We start from the raw sequence: 26,011 nt of genomic DNA on the forward strand, positions 1-26,011 counted from the left end.
GCCTATTCCACGTGAGAAAGAAAATTATATTATCTGCATTATTATTATTGGCCGGTTGTACGAGCACCAAAGTAACGTTGCTTCCCGATGCCACCGGGCATGTCGGGCGTGTCATTGTAAAAAATAATGATAATCAACCCGTCACATTAGACAATTCGGGGCAAACCCTTGTCGATGGTCTTTTGGGAGAACATGAGGGCCAGTTATCTCCTGCTGATGCCCGCCAGCAGCGTCCTGCACTGTTTAAAGCAGAACCGGCGCCACTTGCCAGTGAAACGGTCTGGTTTCCTAATGATTCAGTTGAACCATTATCGACGACAAGCAACCTCATTCGACGCGTCAGAAAAGATTGTCTGCAGCGTAAACCTTGCCAGATAACCATCATCGGCCATACCGATGGCATTGGTAATAACCAATATAATATGCAGCTTTCCCTGCGCCGGGCACAAGTTATTCATGACATGTTATTACATGGGGGATTCCCTCAATCCGCTATGGATATTCGCTATCATGGCCCCTTTGATCCGCTGATTAAAACGCCATCAGGCCGCTCACAGCCTAAAAACAGGCGAGTAGAAATCATGGTGCACTAATATGCCTCTCACAAGTACGAAAAAAAAACGCCGGACCCATGGCGTCATTGGCCTCACCTTTATGGTTATCTGGCTCATTTTTATCGCCACATCCAATCATATCTTTATCTCACTTGAGGATCATCTACAGGAGATATTTAATATTCTTACTCCATACAAGCCGAAAGCTCCCGCCGTGGCGATTGTGGATATTGATGATTTAAGCTTACAGAAAGTTGGCCAATGGCCCTGGCCGCGTTATGTTCTTGGCAATTTGATCAAAGCCACCAGGCAGGAAAAGAGCCAGGTTATTGGCATGGACATTCTTCTTTTAGAACCCGATAGAACGTCACTGAATTATATTCAGCAACGTTATAAAATGGAGTTTGATATGGATATGTTTGTTGTCGGCGTGCCCGAGGGTATGCGCGACAACGATCATTATCTGGCGAGTGTTTTGCGGGATGAAGCCCCTATCGTTGGGGCGACACAACTTATTCTGAGTCGTGCTCGTGATACTCACACTCTTAAACACATTTTTAACACCAGCTTGAACTTACCCTATGCTGAAATGATATTAAAAAATACACCCGAAATCAGATCATCGCTTACACGCGCTGGTTTTGTTAACTTTATCAATGAAGGTGATGGTGTCCTACGTAATATTCCAATGATAATTAACAGCGACGAAGGTAATATCCCATCATTTACTCTGGCCATGTTAATGGAAAAAGAGGGAGTCGACCACTTTTCAATTGAGAAAACCGTCTGGGGACGGGAAATTAATGTCGGTCAATATCATATCCCGGTAGACAATGAAGGTAAGGCCTGGATAAACACAAAGCCAGGTGAAAGTCAGTTCGTTAGCATATCATCCTCAATGATACTCTCCGGACAATCAGATAAAATATCAGCGCCACTCGTTTTGATTGGCTCCTCTTCTGCAGCGCTCCATGACAAAGTCATCATGCCCGCTCACCATGCGATTGCTGGTGTTGGCGCGCATGCGACGATGCTGAACAATATCATGAACAATAACGTCGTGATACATCCATCATGGCTTAAAATATGGGATGTCATCACCTGCATTAGCTTATTGTCAGTAATTAATATACTCTATTTTTTATCGAGCAATTTTACTCGTCGCATTATTATTATTACATCTTTAGTTATCCTGTTAAATGCCGCCATGTTTTGCGCATTTTATTTCTATAACGTTTGGTTACCGGTTATCTATGCAGTTATAGGGGCATTCATTCTGATCATACTACATGAACTTGTAGAATATTTGATATTACGAAAAAATATGAATATATGGAAAGAAGACCTCGAGAATTCAAATCATGCTCTGCTGCATGCGATGGCCGCCGTATGTGATTCCAGAGATCCGGAGACAGGAGGACATACCAGCCGCACCCAGTTCTACGTGAAACGCCTTGCTGAAGTTCTGGAAAAGTATCATCCAGAAGCACAGCATCCTTTTTTTATCGATTCATTATTCCATGCGGCACCTCTGCATGACGTCGGCAAAGTGGCCATTCCTGACTCAATTTTACTGAAACCCGGTGCCCTTACCGACGAAGAGTTTGACGTGATTAAAACGCACACCACCATCGGTCGGCGGCTGCTAGCCGATGCCGCAGATAAACTGCGAGCACCCAGTGAGTTTCTCCACTGCGCCATTGATATGGCGGGCAGCCATCATGAACGCTGGGACGGCAAAGGCTATCCCGACCGCCTGTCAGGCACCGATATCCCCTTTTGCGCCCGTGTGATGGCCGTTGCGGACGTTTATGACGCATTAACCAGTAAGCGTGTGTATAAAAAAAGCATGTCCCATAGTAAAGCCCTCGACATCATTATTAGTGGGGCAGGAACACAGTTTGATCCCTCGGTGGTAAACGCATTTCTCGAATGTGAACAAGACATTAAGGAAATTTGTTCCCAATTTAATACCGCTCAGGGACATTCACGCTAAGCCTTAACTCCGTAACCTCGCTTTAAGGATTAATTTTCATTATGTTTAATGAAACACTAAGCATTATTAAAAACACAGTAATTATTGTTTTATTCATTCACTCTCAGGCGGTCTATGCTATTAACAACCCATTAAAACATTTAACGCTCAACTGCCAAAAGAGAGGGTACATTGAGGTCATTTTTCATCTATACGGTCATGTTCAGGAAAAATGGGGAGATAATTTTGAAGTGGGCACCAGGCAAAATAATACAGAGGGCTATGAGATAGCCTCGTTTACCAATGGTGATATTCTGTTCCATAACTTGCGCAGTAATACATTTATCTACCATTATTTTGATAATAGCTCGATATTATATTCTTGCGAAACGATTTATCAATCCGCTACGCACCCCGTCAATCTTATAAATATCGATTAAAACAGTTACCGACAGGCTGGCTGGGTTCAACATCAGCGGGCTGTCAATCGCCTATGATCCGGTCTTTTCCAGCGAAACGATGAGTCTCATCTAAACTTATCACTGGGCACACCGTTCAACTGACAGGTGTGTAAACAGCGTGGAATGAATATCGCCAAAATCAATTTATTGACCACAATAACTTTTGCAAGGCTACTCAAGCTCCCCGTCCCGTCTGCGAACGATTAACAAGGATCTGTCATGAAAAAAGTGGCCATCGTCGGCGTCGGCCCTACCGGTATATATACTTTCCACGCCCTGATTGAGCGGGGAGAGCCGCTGTCCGTCTTGCTCTACGAGCAGGCTGAGCACGCAGGCGTTGGTATGCCGTATAGCGGCGAAAATAACACGGAATCAATGCTGGCAAACATCGCCAGCATTGAGATCCCGCCCATTTACATCACCTATCTGACATGGTTACAAAACCAAAGTGATGAATACCTGGCGCAATTTAATATCGAACGTATGACGCTGCATGAGCGCCAGTTTTTACCACGCGTGATCCTTGGCGACTATTATCGCGATCGCCTTTTTGCCATCGCCGACAAAGCGCAATCTTCAGGCTTCGACATTACCCTTAACGAATCAAGTCAGGTCACCGACCTGAGGGCAAATCCGCACGGGGTTTCTCTGTGGATCAACCACGCGGAACGTCCGGTCGACGTTGATTTTGCCGTCATAGCCACGGGCCATCAGTGGCCTGAGGATGATGACTCTCCTCGCGATTTTTTCCCCAGCCCATGGTCCGGCCTGATGGAAGCCAAAATTGACGCCTGCCGCGTGGGGATTCTGGGCACCTCATTAAGCGCGATTGATGCTGCGGTAGCTGTCGTCAGCCAGCATGGTTTCTTCACCACCGATAGGGACAATGTGCCGCAGTTTATACGTAACCCCGGCAGCCAAAACCTGAAAATCACCCTAATGTCGCGCACCGGGGTACTACCGGAAGCCGATTTTTACTGCCCTCTTCCCTATGAACCCCTCAATATTGCCACCGAAGAGGCGATTGAGCATGTCATAGCATCGGGCGCTGATGGGCTATTAGATCGCATCTTTCAGCTCATTGTGAAGCAGTTACAGGACTCCGCACCAAACTGGAGTCAGCAGATTGGCCTGGAAAATCTCACCGCCGATACCTTTTCCACCGCCTACTTTGCCGACAGAATACGCCATGACCCTTTTGACTGGGCAAAGCTCAATCTGCTGGAAGTCGAACGTAACAAGCAACAGCAGCACACCGTGGCGTGGCGCTACACCCTGCTACGTCTGCATGAGATCATCGAAGAGCTTGTGCCTCATCTGGACGAGCGTGACAGGGAACGCTTCAAGCGCGGGCTGGCGCGCGTGTTTATCGATAACTATGCAGCAATTCCGTCTGAGTCGATTCGTCGTCTGCTGGCCCTGCACGACGCCAGGCTAATCGCAATACTGGCGCTGGGCGCGGATTATGAACGACAGAACGAAGGCGACACGACGGTTATTTACCACAATAATCAACGCAGCGAATTTGATGTCTTCATCGATGCAAGAGGACAAAAACCGTTAAAGAGCAAAGATATTCCCTTCCCGACACTACGCACTCAACTGCTGGCCTGCGGTGATGATATTCCGGATATCGGTGACGATTACACACTGCTGGCGCCGGATAACGCCCGTGGGCGGATAGCTTTTGGCGGCCTGCCGTGGTTAATGCACGATCGTCCTTTTATTCAGGGACTGGTGGCCAGCGCCGAGATTGGCGCAGCGATGAGCAACGCGTTAATTCAACACGCGGTGAAACGAAGAAAAAAACGGTTGTTTAGCGACGAAAGAGACTAACGCTCTTTTTAGAGAGAGGCGAGTGAGCTCGCCTCTGCGTTATGTCGTCAGAGAGTCACTACTGCCAGGCTGATTTGCTGCCCAGCGCAAATTTCCCCGCGCCCAGAAAAGCAATCGCCAGCCCCGCGACAAAGAAATAGACCAGGCTCTCAATCGCCCATGCCCCGGTTTTATCCAGCGCGGTGGTTTTATCGAGCCCCACCATCAACCAGGCAACGACCATGGTAAAGGCCAACACTAATGCCGCCGGGCGCGTCAACACGCCAAGAATGAGCAGGATGGGGGCGACCACTTCGCCTACCAACACGCCATAGGCGATAAAGCCCGGCAGACCTTTCGCCACCAGCATGGCGCTAATACCGTCAACACCGTCAAACAGCTTATGCAGCCCATGAAACAGCATCAGCCCACCCACCACCAGGCGCAGCAACAGCTTGCCAAAATCATCACACGATAGTGTGCGGTTTAGCGAATTTAATATGGTTGTCATCATTTATATTTTTCCTGTTTTATCCCTGTTGAACACTACGTTACTGCTTCTCATTTACAAAATATACCCGCTGAAAATAAGGGTATTTTCTCAGCGAAACGACAGGATTCATCTAAACTTGTAACCGGTATCACACTTCAGGAGATGGAAAACCAATGAAACAAACCGTAGCCAACTATATTGCCAAAACGCTCGAACAGGCTGGCGTGAAAAGAATCTGGGGCGTCACGGGCGATTCGCTCAACGGCCTGAGCGATAGCCTTAACCGCATGGGCACCATTGCCTGGATGCCGACGCGACACGAAGAGGTTGCCGCCTTCGCGGCAGGCGCCGAAGCACAGCTGACCGGCGAGCTCGCGGTGTGCGCCGGGTCGTGTGGGCCGGGAAACCTGCACCTCATCAACGGCCTTTTTGACTGTCACCGTAATCACGTGCCCGTCCTCGCCATTGCGGCGCATATTCCGTCGAGTGAAATCGGTAGCGGCTACTTTCAGGAGACGCATCCGCAGGAGCTGTTCCGTGAATGCAGCCACTACTGTGAGCTGGTCTCCACCCCCGAGCAGATCCCGCAAGTGCTGGCCATTGCGATGCGTAAAGCGGTGCTTAACCGCGGCGTATCGGTGGTGGTATTGCCGGGCGACGTGGCGCTGAAGGCCGCGCCGGAAAGCGCCAGCAGCCACTGGTATCCGGCCCCGCACCCAATAGTGACGCCGCCGCAAAGCGAACTGGAAAAGCTGGCCGACACGCTGAAATCCTCACGCAACATCACCCTGCTGTGCGGCAGCGGCTGCGCCGGGGCGCATGACGAACTGACCGCATTTGCTGAAAAGCTTAAGTCCCCCATCGTCCACGCACTGCGCGGTAAAGAGCACGTCGAGTACGACAACCCATACGATGTCGGCATGACCGGGCTCATTGGCTTCTCCTCCGGTTTCCACGCCATGATGAACGCCGATACGCTGATTCTGCTGGGCACCCAGTTCCCGTATCGCCCGTTCTACCCCAGCGAAAGCACCATCATTCAGATAGATATCAACCCCGCCAGCATTGGCGCGCACAGTAAAGTTGATATGGCGCTGGTTGGTGATGTCAAAGCCACCTTGTCCGCGCTGCTGCCGCTACTGGAAGAGAAAAGCGATCGCCGTTTTCTCGACAAAGCGCTGGAACACTATCGCGACGCGCGTAAGGGGCTGGACGATCTGGCCAAACCCAGCGACAAAGTCATTCACCCACAGTATCTGGCGCAGCAGATTAGCCGCTTTGCTGACGACGACGCCATCTTCACCTGCGACGTCGGCACGCCAACGGTGTGGGCCGCCCGCTACCTACAGATGAACGGTAAGCGCCGCCTGCTCGGTTCCTTCAACCACGGCTCAATGGCCAACGCCATGCCGCAGGCGCTGGGCGCGCAGGCGACAGAACCGGGACGTCAGGTTGTCGCGATGTGCGGCGATGGCGGCTTTAGCATGCTGATGGGCGATTTCCTGTCGGTGGTGCAGATGAAGCTGCCGGTCAAAATCGTGGTCTTTAATAACAGCGTACTGGGCTTTGTGGCGATGGAGATGAAAGCCGGAGGTTACCTGACCGATGGCACCGAACTGCACGACACCAACTTCGCGCGTATTGCCGAGGCCTGCGGGATCACCGGCATTCGCGTCGAGAAAGCCGCCGACGTCGATGACGCCTTACAACGCGCCTTCAGTATCGACGGCCCAGTACTGGTCGACGTGGTCGTGGCCAAAGAGGAGCTGGCGATTCCGCCACAGGTTAAACTCGAACAGGCCAAAGGTTTCAGCCTGTATATGCTGCGCGCCATCATCAGCGGTCGTGGCGATGAAGTGATCGAACTGGCGAAAACCAACTGGCTCAGGTAAAAATGGTGGCATTCTTCCGAGTTTAAAAAGGAAATGCCGTGATTGATTTACGCAGTGATACCGTAACCCGCCCGACGCGCGCCATGCTCGAAACGATGATGGCCGCGCCGGTCGGCGATGACGTCTATGGCGACGATCCCACCGTTAACGCCCTTCAGCAGTACGCTGCCGAACTGGCAGGCAAAGAGGCAGCCCTGTTCCTGCCCACCGGCACCCAGGCCAACCTGGTGGCGCTGCTGAGCCACTGCGAACGCGGCGAGGAGTACATCGTCGGCCAGGGGGCACATAATTATCTGTATGAAGCTGGCGGCGCGGCAGTGCTGGGCAGCATTCAGCCGCAGCCGATTGACGCTGCGGGCGACGGCACGCTGCCGCTGGATAAAGTGGCGGCAAAAATTAAAGCCGACGATATCCACTTCGCGCGTACCAAACTTCTGAGCATTGAAAATACCCACAACGGCAAGGTACTGCCGCGCGAGTATCTTAAATCGGCTTGGGAATTTACCCGCGAACGCGGCCTGGCGCTGCATGTCGACGGGGCGCGTATCTTCAACGCGCTGGTTAGCTACGGCTGTGAGCTAAAAGATATCGCCCAATACTGCGACTCGTTCACCATCTGCCTGTCCAAAGGGCTGGGCACGCCGGTCGGCTCGCTGCTGGTCGGGAATCATGACTACATCAAACGCGCCAACCGCTGGCGGAAGATGACCGGCGGCGGTATGCGCCAGGCCGGTATTCTGGCGGCGGCAGGACTGTATGCGTTGCAAAACAACGTCGCGCGTCTGCAGGACGATCACGACAATGCCGCCTGGCTTGCCGCTGCACTACGTGAGATTGGCGCCGACGTCATGCGTCACGATACCAATATGTTATTCGTCCGCGTGGGCGAAGAAAATGCTGCCGCACTGGGGGAGTTTATGCAGGCGCGCGGCGTGCTGATCAACGCCTCGCCCATCGTGCGGCTGGTCACGCATCTGGACGTCAATCGTGAGCAACTTACGGAAGTGGTTGCCCACTGGAAAGCCTTTTTAGCGCGATAAGGAGTTCGGCGTGTCACAGACTATTTTGGTTTTTGGGGCCAGTGGCTATATTGGCCAGCATCTGGTCACTGAATTAAGCCTGCGCGGCTATACCGTCCGGGCGGTGGCACGTCGTATTGAACGACTCCAGAAGCTACAGCTTGCCGGGGTGACTTGCTATTCCGTTGACCTGGAAAAAAACGGCGATATTGCCCGGCTGTTGAACGGCGTGGATACCGTTTATTACCTCGTTCACGGCATGGGTGAAAGCCAGGATTTTATCCGCCATGAACGTCGGGTGGCGGAAAACGTCCGCGACGCGCTGCGGATTACCCCCGTTAAGCAGGTGATTTTCCTCAGCTCGCTACAAGCGCCAGAGCATCAGCAGTCGCCGCACCTGCGCGCCCGGCAGCTTACCGGCAATATCCTGCGCGACGCGGGCGTGCCGGTCAGCGAGCTGCGCGCCGGGATTATCGTTGGCGCGGGCTCCGCCGCCTTCGAAGTGATGCGCGATATGGTCTACAACCTGCCGGTGCTGACGCCGCCGCGCTGGGTCCGTTCGCGCACCACGCCGATTGCGCTGGAGAATCTGCTGGTTTACCTGGTCGAACTGCTTAACCACCCGTCCGCAGAACACCGCGTGTTTGAGGCCGCCGGGCCGGAAGAGCTGACCTATCAGCAGCAGTTCGAACATTTTATGGCGGTCAGCGGTCGTCATCGGCCGCTCATTCCCATCCCCTTCCCCACAAGCTGGATCTCGGTCTGGTTTCTGAACGTGATCACCTCCGTACCGCCGACAATCGCCAAAGCGCTGATCCAGGGATTAAAACACGATCTGCTGGCCGACGATCGCGCGCTGCGCACGCTGATCCCGCAAACCTTAATCCCCTTCGATGAAGCGGTACGCCGCACGCTGGAGGAAGAGAAAAAACTGGCCAACTCCAGCGACTGGGGCTACGACGCGCAGGCCTTCGCCCGCTGGCGTCCGGAGTATGGCTTCTTTGCCAAGCAGGCAGGCTTCACCGTCAGCACTCAGGCAAGCCTGTCGGCGCTGTGGGAAGTGGTTAACCGTCTCGGCGGCAAAGAGGGCTATTTCTTTGGCAACGCGCTGTGGAAAACCCGCGCGGCGATGGATCTGCTGGTCGGGCACCGGCTCGCCAAAGGTCGCCCCGCGCACCCACTGCTCCAGCCCGGCGACATGGTCGACAGCTGGAAGGTGATTATCGTCGAACCGGAAAAAGCGCTGACGCTGCTGTTTGGCATGAAAGCGCCGGGGCTCGGGCGTCTTAGCTTTACGCTGGTCGATAAAGGCACTCATCGCGAACTTGACGTGCGCGCCTGGTGGCATCCGCACGGTATGCCAGGATTAATCTACTGGCTGTTGATGATTCCAGCACATCTGTTCATCTTTCGCGGAATGGCGCGGCGCATTGCCCGTCTGGCAGAAGAAGTCACAGGAAAAAGTGCGCAATAACCCTTTTTCGTCTTAGTTTCCCATTGCATACAAGTGAAATAAACGGAAGAATGCGCACGAAACTCTTTTTTAACACTGTGGATGATTATGAAGGTACTGGTCACCGGCGCCACGAGCGGATTAGGCAGAAACGCAGTTGAGTATCTGCGCCGCAAGGGCATTAGCGTCAGAGCGAGCGGTCGCAATGAAGCGATGGGCAAACTGCTGGAAAAAATGGGCGCCGAATTCGTCCATGCCGACCTGACCGAACTGGTCTCCTCTCAGGCCAAAGTGATGCTGGCGGGCGTTGACACGCTGTGGCACTGCTCCAGCTTTACTTCACCGTGGGGCACCCAGGCCGCCTTCGACCTCGCCAACGTCCGTGCCACCCGCCGCCTCGGCGAATGGGCCGTCGCCTGGGGGGTGCGCAACTTTATCCATATTTCTTCGCCGTCACTCTACTTTGACTATCACCACCATCGGGATATCAAAGAAGATTTCCGCCCGCACCGTTTTGCCAACGAGTTCGCCCGCAGTAAAGCCGCCAGCGAAGAGGTGATCCAGCTGCTGGCGCAGGCCAACCCGAACACGCGCTTTACTATTCTGCGCCCACAGAGCGTGTTTGGCCCGCACGATAAGGTGTTTATCCCGCGCCTCGCGCAGATGATGCACCATTACGGCAGCGTGCTGCTGCCGCGCGGCGGCCACGCGATGGTTGACATGACCTACTACGAAAACGCCGCCCACGCTATGTGGCTCGCCAGCCAACCGCGCTGTGACGGCCTGCCTTCCGGCCGTGCTTACAACATCACCAACGGCGAGCCGCGCACGCTGCGAAGCATCGTTGAGCGGCTAATCGACGAGCTGGACATTGCTTGCCGCATTCGTTCCGTGCCTTATCCGATGCTGGATATGATTGCGCGCAGCATGGAACGCTTTGGCGATAAAAAAGCCAAAGAGCCGTCGCTGACCCACTACGGTGTGTCGAAGCTGAACTTCGACTTTACCCTGGATATCAGCCGCGCCCGCGAAGAGCTGGGCTACGAGCCGATTGTGTCGCTGGACGACGGCATCGTGCGTACCGCCGCCTGGCTCGAAGATCACGGCAAGCTGCATCGCTAGGACTTAGCCCTGGCCATATTTCTCCAGCAGCGCCTCGGCAATCGCCAGACTCTCCATATCCGCGACGCCGTCATAGCGCGCCGGGCGGAAGTGCATCTGGAAGGCCGCAATCACCCGCATCTGCTGGAGCCGCGTCATATTCGGTTTGACCTCATAGCCATAGCGCGCCAGCAAATCCAGCAGGGTATACGAGGCAATCGGCGCATTCGGCGATCGACCGTTCAGATAGAAGGCCACGCGGCTGGCATCCGGCCACGCGCCGATACCCTGCTGCGCCAGCGATTGCCATGGGAATAACGGACCGGGATCGTCCTTACGCTGCGGCGCGATATCCGAATGCGCGACCACATTTTGCGGTTCGATGTTGTAGCGTTTGATAATGTCCTTCGCCAACGGCACCAGCGCCTGGATTTGCGCCGGTTCAAACGGCGTGAAGAACTTCGTCCCCTCCGACTTCTGCCAGCCACGGTTTTCCAGCTCAATACCGATAGAGGTATCGTTAATACGGGTTGCCCCGCGCCAGAAACTCGCGCCTGCATGCCAGGCCAGCTCGGACTCCGGCACCAGCTGCCAGATTCGCGGCTTGCCACGTACCAGCGGCGGCACGGCGGGAATGAGATAATGGACGCTGACATCCTTGCCGGTCAGCGCCGTGAGCGAGACGTCAAAATCGTCCGCCGTGTAGTGGATGACCAGCATTTTAATGCGCGGATATGCCGCCGGGGCCGAACGGCTGGTATCGAGTACATAGTCAGGTTTCTCGATAACCGCTTTTTTCTCTTCTTTACTCGCACACCCCGCCAGCAGCACCGCCAGCATCACGATCGTCAGAAAACGTTTCATCTGCGCGTTTTGACCGCCGTACCGCTCACGCTGACCATCAGCATACTGCTGTCTTTACCCACGGTTTCATAATCAATATCAATGCCCACAACCGCATCGGCACCCAGCGCCGCGGCCTGCTCGCCCAACTCTTTAAAAGCAATTTCGCGCGCTTTGCGCAGCTCTTTTTCGTATGCCCCCGAGCGACCGCCGACGATGTCGCGGATACCGGCGAAGAAATCGCGGAAAATGTTGGCGCCTAAAATCGCCTCTCCGGTGACCACGCCGCAGTATTCGACGATCGTTTGCCCTTCAAGGGTGGGGGTAGTTGAAAATTGCATGGACAGCTCCTTCTTTAACGTTCAATGCCTTAGCTCTCAGCGCTAAACGCATTATCGGACCGATACGCTATGCTTGAAAAGGGATTACTTCATTATCGTATACGTAAATCGCGCCCGCTGCATGGCGGCGGTTGATACGCCCGTGGACGGCGTAGAAGCGACTAATGTTGAGACAGCTAACAAGGAATCACTATGCGTTACACCAACCTTGCACTTATTCTTCCCGCCGCGCTGCTGCTGAGCGCCTGCACCACCGTAACACCAGCCTACAAAGATACCGGCACGCGCGTCGGGCAATGTGTAGAAGGCGGCCCGGATACCGTGGCACAAAAATTTTACGACGACCAGATCCAGCGCCGGACCAGCGATATTAACGCCCTGCGCCCTTACCTCAGCGACGGCCTGGCCAAACTGCTGAACGAGAGCAGCCAGGATGCCAGCAAACGTTCGCTGATGCAGTCCGGCCTGTTCTCCAGCAGCGCCACGGCGCCTGATTCGGCAAGCGTGGCTAGCGCCTCGACTATCCCGAATACCGATGCCCGCAATATTCCGCTGCGCGTCGATTTAAAACAGGGAACCCAGAGCTGGAAAGATGAAGTGCTGATGATTCGGGAAGGTCAGTGCTGGGCGGTGGACGATGTGCGCTACCTTGGCAACAACAGCCATGCGCCAGCCGGTACGTTGCGTCAATCTCTCGAGAAACGTTAATAAAGTGTAAACAAATCCTGCTAAATCGCTTATCCCGGCAAAATGTCTGGCATTCCTCCAGGAATGCCGACATTTATACCCCTCGCCCACCCCGACCGTTATTTTGTGCTAACTTTAAAAGAAAAGTTGGTTTATATTTAAGTTTTAACGCACAAATATTGCATAACTATTCTGTCAAAGGTACTATTTGCGGCCTCAATTGCTGATAATTCCTCTATGGCTGATGCCTTCAGCGGGGAAATAGAAGAGCGGCAGCAGAGTAAGCACCTGGCGTTTCCAGGGCGAGAACAACTCTTTCGTGACGGGTATCAATGAGCATTAAATTAGACGGCATTAACTGCTTTTATGGCGCGCATCAGGCGCTGTTCGACATCACGCTACAGTGCCCGGAGGGCGAAACGCTGGTACTGCTTGGCCCTAGCGGCGCGGGCAAAAGCTCACTGCTGCGCGTGCTGAATCTGCTGGAGATGCCGAAATCCGGTACCCTGGCGATTGCGGGTAACCATTTCGATTTTGCTAAAACCCCGTCAGACAAGGCGATTCGCGAACTGCGTCAAAACGTAGGGATGGTCTTCCAGCAGTACAACCTGTGGCCGCACCTGACGGTGGTACAGAACCTGATTGAAGCGCCGTGCCGCGTGCTCGGCTTAAGCAAAGACAGCGCGATGGCCCGTGCCGAAAAACTGCTTGAGCGTTTACGCCTCAAGCCGTTCAGCGACCGTTACCCCCTGCACCTCTCCGGCGGCCAGCAGCAGCGCGTGGCGATTGCCCGTGCGCTGATGATGGAGCCGCAGGTGCTGCTGTTTGATGAACCGACCGCGGCGCTCGACCCGGAAATTACCGCCCAGATCGTCAGCATCATTCATGAACTGGCGGAAACCAACATTACCCAGGTGATCGTCACCCACGAAGTGGAAGTGGCGCGTAAAACGGCCAGCCGCGTGGTGTACATGGAAAACGGTTATATCGTCGAACAAGGCGATGCAAGCTGCTTTAACAGCCCACAGACTGATGCATTTAGAAGTTATCTTTCTCACTGAGATTCAGGACAATGACGATGAAAAAAGTACTGATTGCCGCGCTGCTTGCTAGCGTTAGCCTCTCCGCTGGTGCTGCTCAAACCATCCGTTTCGCCACCGAAGCTTCTTATCCTCCGTTTGAGTCGATGGACGCTAACAACCAGATCGTCGGCTTCGACGTGGATCTGGCGAATGCTCTGTGTAAAGAGATCGACGCAACCTGTACCTTCAGCAACCAGTCTTTCGATAGCCTGATCCCAAGCCTGAAGTTCCGCCGCATCGACGCGGTCATGGCCGGTATGGATATCACGCCGGAACGTGAAAAGCAGGTGCTGTTCACCACCCCGTATTACGACAATTCCGCGCTGTTCGTGGGCGTGAAAGGTAAATTTACCGGCGTCGACCAGCTGAAAGGCAAAAAAGTGGGCGTGCAGAACGGCACCACCCACCAGAAATTCATCATGGATAAACATCCGGAAATCACCACCGTTCCTTACGACAGCTACCAGAACGCTAAACTGGATCTGCAAAACGGTCGTATTGATGCCGTCTTCGGCGACACTGCGGTGGTCACCGAATGGCTGAAAGCGAACGATAAGCTGGCGGCCGTTGGCGACAAAGTCACCGACAAAGGCTACTTCGGTACCGGTCTGGGCATTGCCGTGCGTCAGGGCAACACCGAGCTGCAGCAGAAATTCAACGCTGCGCTGGAAAAAGTGAAGAAAGATGGCACTTACCAAACCATCTACGCGAAATGGTTCCAGAAGTAAGACTTGATGAACGAAATGTTTCCTTTAGCGAGCGCCGCCGGCATGACCGTCGGCCTTGCCATTTGTGCACTGATTATCGGGCTCGCGCTGGCGATGTTCTTTGCGGTATGGGAGTCGGTAAAATGGCGCCCGATCGCATGGATCGGCTCCGCGCTGGTCACGGTGCTACGCGGCCTGCCGGAAATTCTGGTGGTGCTGTTTATCTACTTCGGCTCTTCACAGCTGCTGCTGACGCTGTCCGATGGGTTTAGCATCAACCTCGGTTTCGTGCAGATTCCGGTGCAGATGCAGATTGAAAACTTTGACGTCAGCCCGTTCCTGTGCGGTGTGATTGCCCTCTCCCTGCTCTACGCCGCCTACGCCTCGCAAACCCTGCGCGGCGCGCTGAAAGCGGTGCCGGTAGGCCAGTGGGAGTCCGGCCAGGCGCTGGGGCTGTCGAAAAGCGCCATCTTCTTCCGCCTGGTGATGCCGCAGATGTGGCGTCACGCGTTGCCGGGGCTGGGTAACCAGTGGCTGGTGCTGCTGAAGGATACCGCGCTGGTCTCGCTGATTAGCGTGAACGACCTGATGCTGCAAACCAAAAGCATTGCCACCCGTACCCAGGAGCCGTTTACCTGGTACATCGTGGCGGCAGCCATTTACCTGGTGATTACCCTGCTCAGCCAGTACATTCTCAAACGCATTGACCTGCGTACCACTCGCTTTGAACGGAGACCAGGCTGATGCTCGAGTATTTACCGGAACTGATGAAAGGGCTGCACACCAGCCTGACGCTAACCGTCGCCTCTATCGTGGTGGCGCTGGTGCTGGCGCTGATCTTCACCATCATTCTGACACTGAAGACGCCGGTGCTGGTGTGGGTGGTTCGCGGCTACATTACGCTGTTTACCGGCACGCCTCTGCTGGTACAGATCTTCCTGATCTACTACGGCCCCGGCCAGTTCCCGACGCTGCAGAACTACCCGGTGCTGTGGCATTTGCTCTCGGAACCGTGGCTATGTGCGCTGATTGCCCTGTCGCTGAACAGCGCCGCCTATACCACGCAGCTGTTCTTCGGCGCCATTCGCGCCATCCCGGAAGGCCAGTGGCAGTCGTGTAATGCGCTGGGAATGAGTAAGAAAGATACGCTGGCGATTCTGCTGCCTTACGCCTTTAAACGCGCGCTCTCCTCTTACTCCAACGAAGTGGTGCTGGTGTTCAAGAGTACCTCTCTGGCCTACACCATTACGCTGATGGAAGTGATGGGCCACGGGCAGCTGCTTTATGGCCGCACCTACGATGTGATGGTATTTGGTGCCGCCGGGCTGGTCTACCTCGTCGTCAACGGCCTGCTGACGCTGTTGATGCGTCTGATTGAACGTAAAGCGCTGGCCTTCGAGCGTCGCAACTGATTTTTGCATAACCATTAAAACAGAAAACGGATAAGCCTCTGGTCTATCCGTTTTTTTTCACCACCAATAAAATATTTAATCAAATATATTGCATATAAATTCACATAATGGCATTGTAACTCCATGCCACACGCAGGGCAGCATTCTATAAGCGAGACAGACAGGAGCTCATCCATGAAAAAATTAGTATTGGCCGCCTTACTGGCCACCGTAACCTTCGGCGCTCAGGCCGCAGAAAAAATCAGCTTCGGCGTTTCCGCGACCTACCCGCCGTTTGAATCCATGGATGCCAACAACCAGATTGTCGGCTTCGATATCGATCTCGCCAACGCGCTGTGTAAGCAGATGCAGGCCGAATGTACCTTCACTAACCATGCGTTCGACAGCCTGATTCCGGCGCTGAAGTTCAAGAAATATGACGCGGTGATTTCCGGTATGGACATCACGCCGGAACGTAGCAAGCAGGTGGCCTTTACCGACGCCTACTACGCTAACTCCGCGCTGGTCATTGCTAAAAAAGGTGAGTTCAAAAGCTTTGACGATCTGAAAGGCAAGCGCATCGGTATGGAAAACGGTACCACCCACCAGAAATACCTGATGGACAAGCATCCGGAAGTCAAAACCGTGGCCTACGACAGCTACCAGAATGCGATTATCGACCTGAAAAATGGCCGTATCGACGGCGTGTTTGGCGACACCGCGGTGGTCAACGAGTGGCTGAAAACCAACCCGCAGCTGGGTACCGCGACCGAGAAAGTAACCGACCCGCAGTACTTCGGTATTGGTCTCGGCATTGCGGTACGTCCGGATAACAAAGCGCTGCTGGAAAAACTGAACGGCGCGTTGAAAGCGATTAAAGCCGACGGTACCTACCAGAAAATTAACGATAAGTGGTTTGCTGAGTAAGCCATCTTTATCCCGGTAAGCGCCCTGCTTACCGGGTTCATTACTCTACAGCGGCACGAAAAAGCGAAAACAGGCGCCCGCCGCCGCGTCGACCAGACGAATACTGCCGCCATGCAGTTCCAGCATCCTGCGAACGATCAGCAATCCCAAGCCTCCGCGGTTTTCACGCGCACTCTGCGGGCTTAACGCGGAAGGACGCTGGAAGAGCTGTTCCCGCAAAGCCGCCTCGACGCCCGGCCCGCTGTCCGCCACCTCGACCTGCAGGCGTTCATTTTCCTGCCACACCCGCAGCATCACCGTGCCACCCGGCGGCGTATGACGCACGGCGTTATCCAGCAGATTCGTGACGACTCGTTCAATCATCGAAACGTCGGCATTCAGTAACGGCAGCGCGCGCGGGATCTCAACCTTCAGCGTAAGTCGACGCGTCTCAATCGCCAGATCGAATTTTTGCGCCACATCCTGCAGTAGCTCACCAATGGCAAAAGGTTCCCGCTGCGGCTTGATGCCGCCGTGCTCCAGTTTTGCCAGCTCAAACAATTGCTGTGACAGATGGCGTACCTTTTGCCCCTGGCGCAGCGCAATCGCCAGATACTGACGATTATCCTCCGGCGTCAGGGTATCGGCCTTCAGCGAAAGCGTCTCCAGATACCCCAACAGCGAAGTCAGCGGCGTGCGCAGGTCGTGGGAGATATTGGCGATAAACTCGCGGCGCTGCCGATCGCTGTCAGAAAGCTGGTCCCACTGACCGGCAATTTTGCGCGCCAGCTCGATAAAGGTGTTGCGCAGAATCGCCACCTCGTTCGAGGAATCCCCCTCCAGCGGTTGCTGAGCGAGTTGCCGGATAGCGCTGATACTGTCCCGGTCCAGCCCCTCAACATCTGCGGTAAGCTGACGTACCGGGCGGGTGACCCAGTACCAGATCATCACCCCCGCCAGCAGGCCAAACAGCGCCACCAGCAGCAGCGACCAGACCACGGTGCTCCACAGCGTTTTCTGCCAGGCGCTCTCCGCCAGCGCGTTGAAATTTTCCCCTTCGAGGACGATATAAAGATAGCCGCGCAGATTGCCGTTTTGCATCACCGGTGCTGCGCTGAAGACCTTGCGTTTATTCAGATTGCGCGGGTCGTCGCCGTACACCGGCCAGGCAGCGCCGCTCAGGAAGGTTTTTACCGGTTCAATGTCGAGCTGCTGGCGCTTAATGTGTCCGGGCGGCGCCGCGTCGGCGATAATCGTGCCTTCGGGCGACAGAAGATAGAGCTCGACGCTGGGATTGAAGGTCATCAGCCGATCGAACAGCATTTTCAGGGTCTGACCATTCACCTCGCCGCGCGCTTCCAGCAGCGGCTCGCGGTTGACGATCTGCTGCGCCAGCCCGGAGGAGAGACGCTGCACCATCGCATTACCGTACTGGTTGCTGTTATACAGCTGTATGCTGCAAGCGGCGATCGCACACAGCAGCAGGATGGCGGTGAAGACCAGCGTCAGACGCTGGCTCAGGCTCAGCCGTCGATTCATGGCGCAGACTCCGGTTTGTCAGTGGCGAACTTATAGCCTTTTCCCCAGACGGTGAGGATGATCTCCGGCTCGGCCGGATCCTTCTCTATTTTGATCCGCAGGCGATTGATATGGGTGTTGACGGTGTGTTCATAGCCTTCGTGCTGATAGCCCCAGACGTTTTCCAACAGCGACAGGCGCGAGAAGACCTCACCAGGATGGCGCGCAAACCAGTACAACAGGTCGAATTCTCGCGGCGTAAGCTCGATTGACTCCCCATGCAGTCGTACCTCGCGAGAGAGCGGATCGATAGTCAGACCATGGCTGGCAATCGCCCCGCTTTCCAGACGGATGCTTTGCCCCATCGCCTCCTGACGACGAAACAGCGCTTTGACACGGGCAACCAGCTCCAGCACTGAAAACGGTTTCGGCAGGTAATCGTCAGCCCCCGTCTCAAGCCCCAACACGCGGTGCGTTTCGCTGGTGCGGGCGCTGATAATAATCACCGGCAAATAGCGCGTCATCTGCCGAATACGGCGACAGATCTCCAGCCCGTCAACGCCGGGCAGCATTAAGTCAAGAATCACCGCGTCCCACACGCATTGCTCAAGCTGCTGTAACGCTCGCGCACCGTCCGCCTCATGCACAATCTGATAGCCCTCATCCTGCAGATTCAGGCGCAACAGGGTTGCAATATCCTGGTCATCTTCCACCAGTAAGATTTTTTTTGCGTTATTCATGACGCTCCACCTACGCTTTTTTTCAAGCTTAACTCAGGCGAGCGTCACGAGTTATCACATTTTATTTAAACTTCCGGGAGTGAAGGCTTAACGCTTAGAGCCTATCCCAGTAGGCGTAATTGTTGAAGCCAGTTTGGGGCCAGACAGCGCGCAGAAACCGGAGCGTACACGTAGTACGTGAGGATTTCGAGCACTGCCCGGCCCCAAAATGGCGAATAAAATAGCCTAATGGGATAGGCTCTTAACCAGCAGCGTCAACACCTCATAGTGCGCGGTATGCGGGAACATATCGAACAGCTGTACTTTTTCGATCCGGTATCCCGGCAGGTGGGTAATGTCTTTTGCCATCGTCTGCGCGTTGCAGCTGGAGTAAATAATATACTGCGGCGCCATCTCGCTGAGATAGTCGCATAACGCTTTACCAATGCCCCGGCGCGGCGGGTTGACCAGCACCAGTTGCGGAATATCCGCCTGGGCGGTGGCAAATTGCGTGGAGTCCAGCGCCTGGAAATGCAGCTTGTCCAACCCCAACTCTGCCGCCGACTGCTTCGCACAGGCAATGGCTTCCGGGGCAATCTCAATGCCGGTCAGGGTCATCTCCGGCGTCGCGCAGTGCAGGCCAAAGCCGCCCACACCGCAGAACAGGTCCCACATGTGATTCACCGGCAGCGCCCGTACCCAGTCACGCGCGGTAGCGTATAACGCGCTGGCCACCGTTGGGTTGGTCTGGAAAAAGCTTTGCGGGCGGATCCACAGCGGCACGCCGTTAAAACGCTCCGCCAGCGCCTGCTGTTCGGTAAAGAAAATCTCCTGCTCGCCTTCCATAATCGCCATATGCACCGGCTGGATATTCGCGGTGATCACCTTCAACTGCGGCAGTTGCGCCTGTAGCCACGGCAGCGCGGCGCGCAGCTGTTCCAGCTTGGTTTCTGACCGCAGTACGAAGCGCAGCATCATCCCACCGTCGAGCTGGCTTTCCGTCAACAGTAAATACTTCAGTTCACCGCGCTTGCGCGCCACGTTGTACGGCGTTAGGCCCGCCCGGGCAATAAACGGCTTAAGCGCGGCGAACACCGGCGCGAACGACGGCGGATAAAGAGGACAATCGGTTAAATCTTCCGGCGTGCCGTCTCGATGCAACATGCCGAGCAGCGGGCGCTCTACGCTGCCGCTGACCACCATTTTGGCTTTATTGCGAAAAGCCTGCTCCGGCCCGCAGACGGGTGCGCACCAGTCGCCGACGGTAGAACCCGCCAGCAGCGTCTGGAGATCGGCCATTTTAGCGGCAAGCTGTTCGGCGATGGGCCGCTCAATCCACTGGCAGGAACGACAGCGGTCGGCATCATAAAGTGCGCACTGCATAGAAAAACCTTGAGACGAATGGGGCGTGGATTGTATCACCGTTATTGTAAGCGGAAAAATCGCCGGGAGGCGGTGGGGATGAAAAGCAGGCATAAAACCAGCAGATCCGGCATTTTTTGCATCACCAGCGAGCGGAAGATCTCGCGCTTCGATTCACCGGCAATGCTGAACAGCTCCGGGTAGCCATAACCCAGCGAGGCTGCCCACAGGTAGCTGGCGGCAATCACCTGCGTTAGCAGATAAACCCAGCGCGCCCAGTTGCGCCCTTTGACCAGCGAAAAGGCGCAGGCAATCTCGATAAACACCAGCACCAGACTGGAGAGAAACACCAGCGTCAGCGACCAGGTCTGGACGCTGCGATGAATAAATTCGCCTATCCCACTTAGCCCCAACAGGTTGAACACCATCAACAGATCGAGACAGCGGATTAAAATAATGGCGAGCGCGGCCACCTGCACTAAAGCAGGAACATTCAGACGGGCGTGCGACCGACGGCTTCGAGTAAACAGTTCCAATGTATCGCCTTCCATGAAAACGATGCCGCGAAAGTTCGCGGCATCGACTGCATATCCGTATCGATTTTAAGTGGATTATCCGCGTCTTGCACGCTGGATATCACGCACCCGTTGTTTTTCCGCGCGCGCCATCAAATACCAGGCGATAAATCCGACAATTCCGACCACGCCAAGGATCAGCGACGCCAGAGCGTTAATCTCCGGATTCACCCCCATACGCACGCTGGAGAAGACCAGCATTGGCAAGGTCGTCGCTCCCGGGCCGGAGACGAAGCTGGCAATCACCAGATCGTCCAACGACAACGTAAAGGCCAGCAGCCAGCCGGAAACGACAGCCGGCATAATCATCGGCAGCGTAATCACGAAAAACACCTTCAGCGGCGTGGCACCAAGATCCATCGCCGCCTCCTCAATGGAGCGATCCAGCTCGCGCAGTCGCGAGGAGATCACCACCGCCACGTAGGCGGTACAGAAGGTCACGTGCGCCAGCCAGATGGTCAGCATGCCACGATCCGCCGGCCAGCCGATGGCGTGCGCCAGGGCGACGAACAGCAGCAGCAGCGACAATCCGGTAATGACGTCCGGCATTACCAGCGGTGCGGTGATCATAAAGGCAAAACCATTGGCACCGCGGAAACGGCCAAAGCGAACCATCACCATCGCGGCAATGGTGCCAAGCACCGCCGCCGCCGTGGCGGCCGCTGCGGCAATGGTCAGGCTCAGCCCCACCGCGCTCATCATCGCATCGTCACGGAACAGCTCGCCGTACCAGCGCGTCGACCAGCCAGCCCACACGGTGACCAGCTTCGAGCTGTTAAACGAGTAGATCACCAGCATCAGCATCGGCGCGTACAGGAAGGTGAAGCCAAGCACCAGAATCAGGATCCGCCACGGTGAGCGGACGACCGGTAGATTGTTCATCCGTGGTCCCCCATCTGTTTTTGCTGATATTTATGGAACCACATGATCGGCACGATCAACAGCAGCAGCATGACGATCGCCACCGCCGAGGCCACCGGCCAGTCGCGGTTGTTGAAGAACTCCTGCCACAACACGCGGCCAATCATAATGCTGTCCGGGCCGCCGAGCAGTTCCGGGATCACAAACTCCCCTACCGCCGGAATAAACACCAGCATCGAACCGGCGATAATCCCCCCCTTGGTGAGCGGCACAATCACGCTGAAGAAGGTTTTCAGCGGGCGAGCGCCAAGATCCAGAGAGGCCTCAACCAACGAATAGTCAATGCGGGTCAGCGCGGTGTAAATAGGCAACACCATAAACGGCAGATAGGCGTAGACAATGCCGATGTAGACCGCGAGATTGGTGTGCAGAATAGTCAGAGGCTGATCGATTACCCCCAGCCACATCAGGAAATTATTCAACACGCCGTTGTTTTTCAGGATCCCCATCCACGCGTACACGCGGATCAGGAACGAGGTCCACGACGGCAGAATCACCAGCAGCAGCAGAATATTTCGCGTTGACGGCTTGCTGTGCGCTACCGCCCACGCCAGCGGGTAACCAAGCAGCAGGCAGCAGATCGTCGAGATGGCGGCAACCTGTAACGACTGGAGATACGCTTCAAAATAGAGCGGATCGTCGGTCAATTGCAGGAAATTGCCAAAGTTCAGCGCGATCGTCAGCTGACCGTCGGCCCACTCCATCAGGTCGGTATACGGCGGGATCGCCCGCGCCATTTCCGCCAGACTGATTTTAAACACAATCAGGAACGGCAGCAGGAACAGCAGGATCAGCCACACATACGGCAGCGCGATCACCAGCTTGCGCCCGTGCTTCATGTTGACCCGCGCCAGCCACAGGGCGAAGCCGCCCGGTTTGTGCGGGCGGGCCGGTGGTTCGTACGTACTCATAACCCCCTCCTTAAACCGTCAACACCACGCAGCTGTCGGCTTCCCAGCACAGACGGACCTCATCGCCCCAGGTCGGCAACCCTTTCTGGTAACGGTGAGCATTCTGCAGCTGTGCGCTGATCATCTGGCCGCTTTTGAGGCGGACGTGATAAATGGAGAGATCGCCAAGGTAAGCAATATGCTCAACCTCCCCCACGGCGAAGTTGTAACCATCCGCTGGAGGATCTTCACAGAGCATGATTTTTTCCGGGCGTAAGGCCACGTACACCGGCACGTTATCGACCACCGAGGCATCCGCATCCACCTTCAACGGATGAACCAGCCCCGGAGACTCAATCACCAGCCCGTCTTCGTCGCGCGCTTTCAGCAGCCCTTCGAAAACGTTGACCGAGCCGATAAACTCGGCGCTGTAGCGGGTGGTCGGGTGTTCGTAAATTTCTTCCGGTTCGCCAATCTGTACAAACTTACCGCGGTTCATAATGGCAATGCGGCCCGCCATGGTCATGGCCTCTTCCTGGTCGTGGGTGACCATCACGCAGGTCGCGCCAACACGTTCAAGAATATCAACCACTTCCAGCTGCATCCGGTCACGCAGCTTTTTATCTAATGCGCCCATCGGTTCATCGAGCAGCAACAGTTTCGGACGTTTGGCGAGGCTTCGCGCCAGCGCCACACGCTGACGCTGGCCGCCGGAAAGCTGGTGCGGCTTACGCTTCGCGAACTCCTGCATGTGCACCAGCGCCAACATCTCGGCGACGCGGGCGCTAATTTCCGCCTTCGGTAGCTTGTCCTGCTTAAGACCAAAGGCGATGTTTTGCTCGACGGTCATGTGCGGAAACAGCGCGTAGGACTGGAACATCATGTTAATCGGACGCAGATACGGCGGAACCTGCGCCAGATCGACGCCGTCCAGCACGATTTGCCCGGCGGTTGGCTGTTCAAAGCCCGCCAGCATGCGCAGCAGCGTCGATTTCCCACAGCCGGAAGCGCCCAGCAGCGCAAATATTTCGCCTTTATAGATAGTGAGATTAACGTCATCCACGGCGTGCTGGCCGTCGAAGGATTTAGTCAGATTACGGATTTCCAGCAGCGGGGTGAGCGCTTTGCGGGTTTTCGCCTGTGGGCGGGGAATAGCGTCGTTCAATCTGGTGCTCTCCGGCAAAAAACGAATATCGATATGACCCGGTTGTCATATCAACCTCTGGACACCCGCCATGTGGTGGGTGTCCAGATTGGGGCAGTTGCACTACCCCGGTGCATAACGGCATTATTTCCCGCTTTTCACTTTGGTCCATGCGCGCGTTCTGACGCGGTCGATTTTGGGATCCTGGACTTTCAGCGTAAACAGCTTGGCGAAGACATCAGCCGGCGGGTAAATCGCCGGATTGTCGCGAATCTCCGCGCTCACCAGCGGCGTAGAAGCCTTGTTGCCATTGGCGTAGAACACATGGTCGCTAATATGCGCAATCACGTCCGGACGCATCAGGTAATCAAGGAATTGATAGGCTTCGTCTTTGTTTTTCGCATCGGCAGGCATTGCGAAGACGTCAAAGAATGCCAGCGCCCCCTCTTTCGGAATGAAGTAGGAGACGTTCACGCCGTTCTTCGCTTCTTTCGCACGGTTCGCCGCCTGCCACACGTCGCCTGCCCAGCCGATGGCCACGCAGATATCGCCGTTAGCCAGATCGTTAATGTACTGAGAAGAGTGGAAGTAGCGAATATTCGGGCGCAGCTTCAGCAGCAGGTCGGTGGCCGGGCCGGTGTAATCATCCGCCTTGCTGCTGTTCGGATCTTTGCCCAGATAGTTCAGCACGGTGGCAAAAATCTCTTCCGGCGCATCGAGGAAGGAGACGCCGCAGCTCTTCAGCTTCTCGAGGTTCTCTGGCTTCATCACCAGATCCCAACTGTTCAGCGGCGCGTCTTTACCCAGTACGGCTTTGACCTTATCAACGTTATAGCCAATACCGGTGGTCGCCCACAGGTAAGGCATGGCGTATTTATTCTCCGGATCGTGCTTAGCGACCAGCTTCAGGACTTCCGGATCGAGATTTTTCCAGTTTGGCAGCTTGCTCTTATCGAGCGGCTGGAACACCCCCGCAGTGAGCTGGCGTTCCAGGAAGCTTGCCGACGGCACCACCAGATCAAAACCGGTGCTTCCTGCCATCAGTTTCCCTTCCAGCACTTCGTTAGAGTCGAATACGTCGTACACGACTTTAATCCCGGTCTCTTTCTCGAAGTTCGCCACGGTATCCGGCGCGATATAGTCGGACCAGTTATAGACATGCAGCGTTTTTTGTTCTGCAGCGAGCACGCTTGCCGAGGCAGCCATCAGCGCCCCCGTCACCAGACCTGTTAACCATTTTTTATTTAAGGCGGCCATATCTCTTATCCTTCTCGTCGCCCGTTAACAAACGGACTAAATATACGCAATTTAGAGTATGCAGAAATCATGCATATTTTTTCGTACTGCATGAAAGAGAAGAGACCGGGCTCCCCTGCAGTCATTGCTCGCGCTATCGATGCAAAATTCTCGCCAACAATGAGTATTGCCAGCAATAATTAGGGGGTGCACCGATATGTCGCAAGAATAACTGTAGCCCGAGCCGGAGGCTATAGGTCAGCGTAAAAAACGCCTTTTATCAATTTTTTATGCAAGATCACTCTATCTGATAAGCCAAAAGCGCCAATCAGGTAGTGAAAGAATCTTTAAAATAAGGTTAAAAGCAGAATAAAAGCGTGTAATACGCAGCCACCATGGCAGTGACTGCGCTATTTAGCGGGGAGGATTAGTGAAGAAAATGGTATTGAACATCTTCCGGCGGCTGTTCTTCTTCTTCCGGCTTATACAGCAGCTGCTGGGCGGACGCCTCGAGGATGACCATCGAGACCTGCTCTTCGCTTTGCTGCACGAAAGCCGCAAACTGTTCGAAGCTGACCCCAACCGCAGCGGATAAAGACTGGCAAACCACCAGCTTTGGCAGATTATCATCCTGCATATCGAGAAACGCTTTCACGGTCAGCGAGCTGGCGTTAATCGCAGACAGATCTGCCCCCACCGCCAGCAGCGCAGACGGCTTAACCTCGGCCAGCGCCGAGAAGAGCACGACGTTATCAATGAGGTCAATTTTGGCATCGAAGACGCCATCAAAATTTTGCATATGCGGCAGGTGCAGCGCCTGACAGGTGTCACACTCAAAAAAGCTCATGCCTATTTCGTCGAGCCACTGACGTAACGTATCCAGACTCGGGACGACGAGAGAATCCATATTGCCTATGACCTCATGC

26 protein-coding genes are annotated in these 26,011 nt (G+C 55.0%); 14 read left to right on the forward strand and 12 right to left on the reverse strand.

Translation table 11 applies throughout. From position 1 onward, the window contains the following. The first annotated feature begins 11 nt into the window (after positions 1-11). The 4 genes from GY169_RS15930 to GY169_RS15945 all read left to right on the forward strand — a co-directional run bounded on the left by GY169_RS15930 (position 12) and on the right by GY169_RS15945 (position 4,826). Positions 12-593 carry an OmpA family protein gene (locus GY169_RS15930; RefSeq protein ID WP_167576308.1) on the forward strand — a complete coding sequence of 194 codons (582 nt, stop codon included), beginning with the start codon at positions 12-14 and terminating at the stop codon, positions 591-593. A 1-nt stretch (position 594) separates the two neighbouring features. Then, entirely contained in the window at positions 595-2,550 is a 1,956-nt protein-coding gene (locus GY169_RS15935; protein WP_167576309.1) for a CHASE2 domain-containing protein, read from the forward strand. Positions 2,551-2,591: 41 nt separating this feature from the next. Continuing rightward, complete coding sequence (locus tag GY169_RS15940; protein WP_167576310.1) at positions 2,592-2,969, forward strand: hypothetical protein; 378 nt, start codon at positions 2,592-2,594, stop codon at positions 2,967-2,969. 240 nt (positions 2,970-3,209) lie between these two features. Then, the gene (locus GY169_RS15945; RefSeq protein ID WP_167576311.1) at positions 3,210-4,826 is read left to right on the forward strand and encodes an FAD-NAD(P)-binding protein; all 1,617 of its coding nucleotides are present in this window, start codon (positions 3,210-3,212) and stop codon (positions 4,824-4,826) included. A 58-nt stretch (positions 4,827-4,884) separates the two neighbouring features. Here GY169_RS15945 and GY169_RS15950 read toward each other — a convergent pair whose 3' ends face one another. Beyond that, the gene (locus tag GY169_RS15950) at positions 4,885-5,319 is read right to left on the reverse strand and encodes a DoxX family protein (protein WP_167576312.1); all 435 of its coding nucleotides are present in this window, start codon (positions 5,317-5,319) and stop codon (positions 4,885-4,887) included. Positions 5,320-5,471: 152 nt separating this feature from the next. On the opposite strand from GY169_RS15950, the gene poxB reads away from it, so the two are divergent. The 4 genes from poxB (at position 5,472) to GY169_RS15970 (ending at position 10,784) form a co-directional block, all read left to right on the forward strand. Further along, positions 5,472-7,190, forward strand: a complete 1,719-nt coding sequence (gene poxB / locus GY169_RS15955) for a ubiquinone-dependent pyruvate dehydrogenase (protein WP_167576313.1) — start codon at positions 5,472-5,474, stop codon at positions 7,188-7,190. A gap of 38 nt (positions 7,191-7,228) precedes the next feature. Continuing rightward, positions 7,229-8,230, forward strand: coding sequence for a low-specificity L-threonine aldolase (ltaE, locus tag GY169_RS15960; RefSeq protein WP_167576314.1), 1,002 nt, complete (start codon positions 7,229-7,231; stop codon positions 8,228-8,230). Positions 8,231-8,240: 10 nt separating this feature from the next. Then, positions 8,241-9,683: a DUF2867 domain-containing protein gene (locus GY169_RS15965; RefSeq protein WP_167576315.1), complete on the forward strand. Its 1,443-nt coding sequence runs from the start codon at positions 8,241-8,243 to the stop codon at positions 9,681-9,683. A gap of 87 nt (positions 9,684-9,770) precedes the next feature. Further along, positions 9,771-10,784, forward strand: coding sequence for an NAD-dependent epimerase/dehydratase family protein (locus GY169_RS15970; RefSeq protein WP_065355729.1), 1,014 nt, complete (start codon positions 9,771-9,773; stop codon positions 10,782-10,784). A 3-nt stretch (positions 10,785-10,787) separates the two neighbouring features. On the opposite strand, the gene GY169_RS15975 is transcribed toward GY169_RS15970, so the two are convergent. Both GY169_RS15975 and GY169_RS15980 read right to left on the reverse strand, forming a co-directional pair. After that, a complete protein-coding gene (locus GY169_RS15975; RefSeq protein WP_163446968.1) occupies positions 10,788-11,627 on the reverse strand; it encodes an N-acetylmuramoyl-L-alanine amidase in 840 nt (279 codons plus the stop codon). Further along, positions 11,624-11,947 (reverse strand): heavy metal-binding domain-containing protein, encoded by a 324-nt coding sequence (locus tag GY169_RS15980; protein WP_064548683.1) that lies wholly within the window; start codon positions 11,945-11,947, stop codon positions 11,624-11,626. The genes GY169_RS15975 and GY169_RS15980 overlap by 4 nt, the downstream gene beginning before the upstream one ends. Before the next feature lie 192 nt (positions 11,948-12,139). Here GY169_RS15980 and GY169_RS15985 point away from each other — a divergent pair, with 192 nt between their 5' ends. The 6 genes from GY169_RS15985 (at position 12,140) to artJ (ending at position 16,741) form a co-directional block, all read left to right on the forward strand. Then, positions 12,140-12,655: a lipoprotein gene (locus GY169_RS15985; RefSeq protein ID WP_064548681.1), complete on the forward strand. Its 516-nt coding sequence runs from the start codon at positions 12,140-12,142 to the stop codon at positions 12,653-12,655. A gap of 311 nt (positions 12,656-12,966) precedes the next feature. Further along, positions 12,967-13,695: an arginine ABC transporter ATP-binding protein ArtP gene (gene artP, locus GY169_RS15990; protein ID WP_064548678.1), complete on the forward strand. Its 729-nt coding sequence runs from the start codon at positions 12,967-12,969 to the stop codon at positions 13,693-13,695. A gap of 17 nt (positions 13,696-13,712) precedes the next feature. After that, positions 13,713-14,444, forward strand: a complete 732-nt coding sequence (artI, locus tag GY169_RS15995; RefSeq protein ID WP_064548676.1) for an arginine ABC transporter substrate-binding protein ArtI — start codon at positions 13,713-13,715, stop codon at positions 14,442-14,444. 6 nt (positions 14,445-14,450) lie between these two features. Beyond that, positions 14,451-15,167 carry an arginine ABC transporter permease ArtQ gene (gene artQ, locus GY169_RS16000; protein ID WP_064548674.1) on the forward strand — a complete coding sequence of 239 codons (717 nt, stop codon included), beginning with the start codon at positions 14,451-14,453 and terminating at the stop codon, positions 15,165-15,167. After that, the gene (gene artM, locus GY169_RS16005) at positions 15,167-15,835 is read left to right on the forward strand and encodes an arginine ABC transporter permease ArtM (protein WP_167576316.1); all 669 of its coding nucleotides are present in this window, start codon (positions 15,167-15,169) and stop codon (positions 15,833-15,835) included. Before artQ ends, artM begins: the two co-directional genes overlap by 1 nt. 174 nt (positions 15,836-16,009) lie before the next feature. Continuing rightward, the gene (gene artJ, locus GY169_RS16010) at positions 16,010-16,741 is read left to right on the forward strand and encodes an arginine ABC transporter substrate-binding protein ArtJ (protein ID WP_163446970.1); all 732 of its coding nucleotides are present in this window, start codon (positions 16,010-16,012) and stop codon (positions 16,739-16,741) included. Between the two features lie 45 nt (positions 16,742-16,786). Here artJ and GY169_RS16015 read toward each other — a convergent pair whose 3' ends face one another. From GY169_RS16015 to GY169_RS16055, 9 genes are all read right to left on the reverse strand, one after another. Further along, positions 16,787-18,259 carry an ATP-binding protein gene (locus GY169_RS16015; protein ID WP_167576317.1) on the reverse strand — a complete coding sequence of 491 codons (1,473 nt, stop codon included), beginning with the start codon at positions 18,257-18,259 and terminating at the stop codon, positions 16,787-16,789. Further along, on the reverse strand, positions 18,256-18,978 hold the full coding sequence (locus tag GY169_RS16020; RefSeq protein ID WP_167576318.1) for a response regulator transcription factor: 723 nt from the start codon (positions 18,976-18,978) through the stop codon (positions 18,256-18,258). Before GY169_RS16020 ends, GY169_RS16015 begins: the two co-directional genes overlap by 4 nt. A gap of 225 nt (positions 18,979-19,203) precedes the next feature. Then, positions 19,204-20,340 (reverse strand): 23S rRNA (uracil(747)-C(5))-methyltransferase RlmC, encoded by a 1,137-nt coding sequence (gene rlmC / locus GY169_RS16025; protein ID WP_163446975.1) that lies wholly within the window; start codon positions 20,338-20,340, stop codon positions 19,204-19,206. A 41-nt stretch (positions 20,341-20,381) separates the two neighbouring features. After that, on the reverse strand, positions 20,382-20,870 hold the full coding sequence (locus GY169_RS16030) for a YbjO family protein (RefSeq protein WP_167576319.1): 489 nt from the start codon (positions 20,868-20,870) through the stop codon (positions 20,382-20,384). 60 nt (positions 20,871-20,930) lie between these two features. Beyond that, entirely contained in the window at positions 20,931-21,776 is an 846-nt protein-coding gene (gene potI, locus GY169_RS16035; RefSeq protein WP_064548659.1) for a putrescine ABC transporter permease PotI, read from the reverse strand. Beyond that, positions 21,773-22,726, reverse strand: coding sequence for a putrescine ABC transporter permease PotH (gene potH, locus GY169_RS16040; RefSeq protein WP_064548656.1), 954 nt, complete (start codon positions 22,724-22,726; stop codon positions 21,773-21,775). The genes potI and potH overlap by 4 nt, the downstream gene beginning before the upstream one ends. Positions 22,727-22,736: 10 nt before the next feature. Further along, positions 22,737-23,870, reverse strand: coding sequence for a putrescine ABC transporter ATP-binding subunit PotG (gene potG, locus GY169_RS16045; protein ID WP_163446979.1), 1,134 nt, complete (start codon positions 23,868-23,870; stop codon positions 22,737-22,739). Between the two features lie 123 nt (positions 23,871-23,993). Further along, on the reverse strand, positions 23,994-25,106 hold the full coding sequence (gene potF, locus GY169_RS16050) for a spermidine/putrescine ABC transporter substrate-binding protein PotF (RefSeq protein WP_065355638.1): 1,113 nt from the start codon (positions 25,104-25,106) through the stop codon (positions 23,994-23,996). 406 nt (positions 25,107-25,512) lie between these two features. Then, positions 25,513-25,992, reverse strand: a complete 480-nt coding sequence (locus GY169_RS16055; RefSeq protein WP_065355637.1) for a YbjN domain-containing protein — start codon at positions 25,990-25,992, stop codon at positions 25,513-25,515. Positions 25,993-26,011 lie beyond the last annotated feature (19 nt).

This window comes from Kluyvera genomosp. 3 (assembly GCF_011765685.1).
Taxonomy (GTDB): domain Bacteria; phylum Pseudomonadota; class Gammaproteobacteria; order Enterobacterales; family Enterobacteriaceae; genus Kluyvera; species Kluyvera georgiana_A.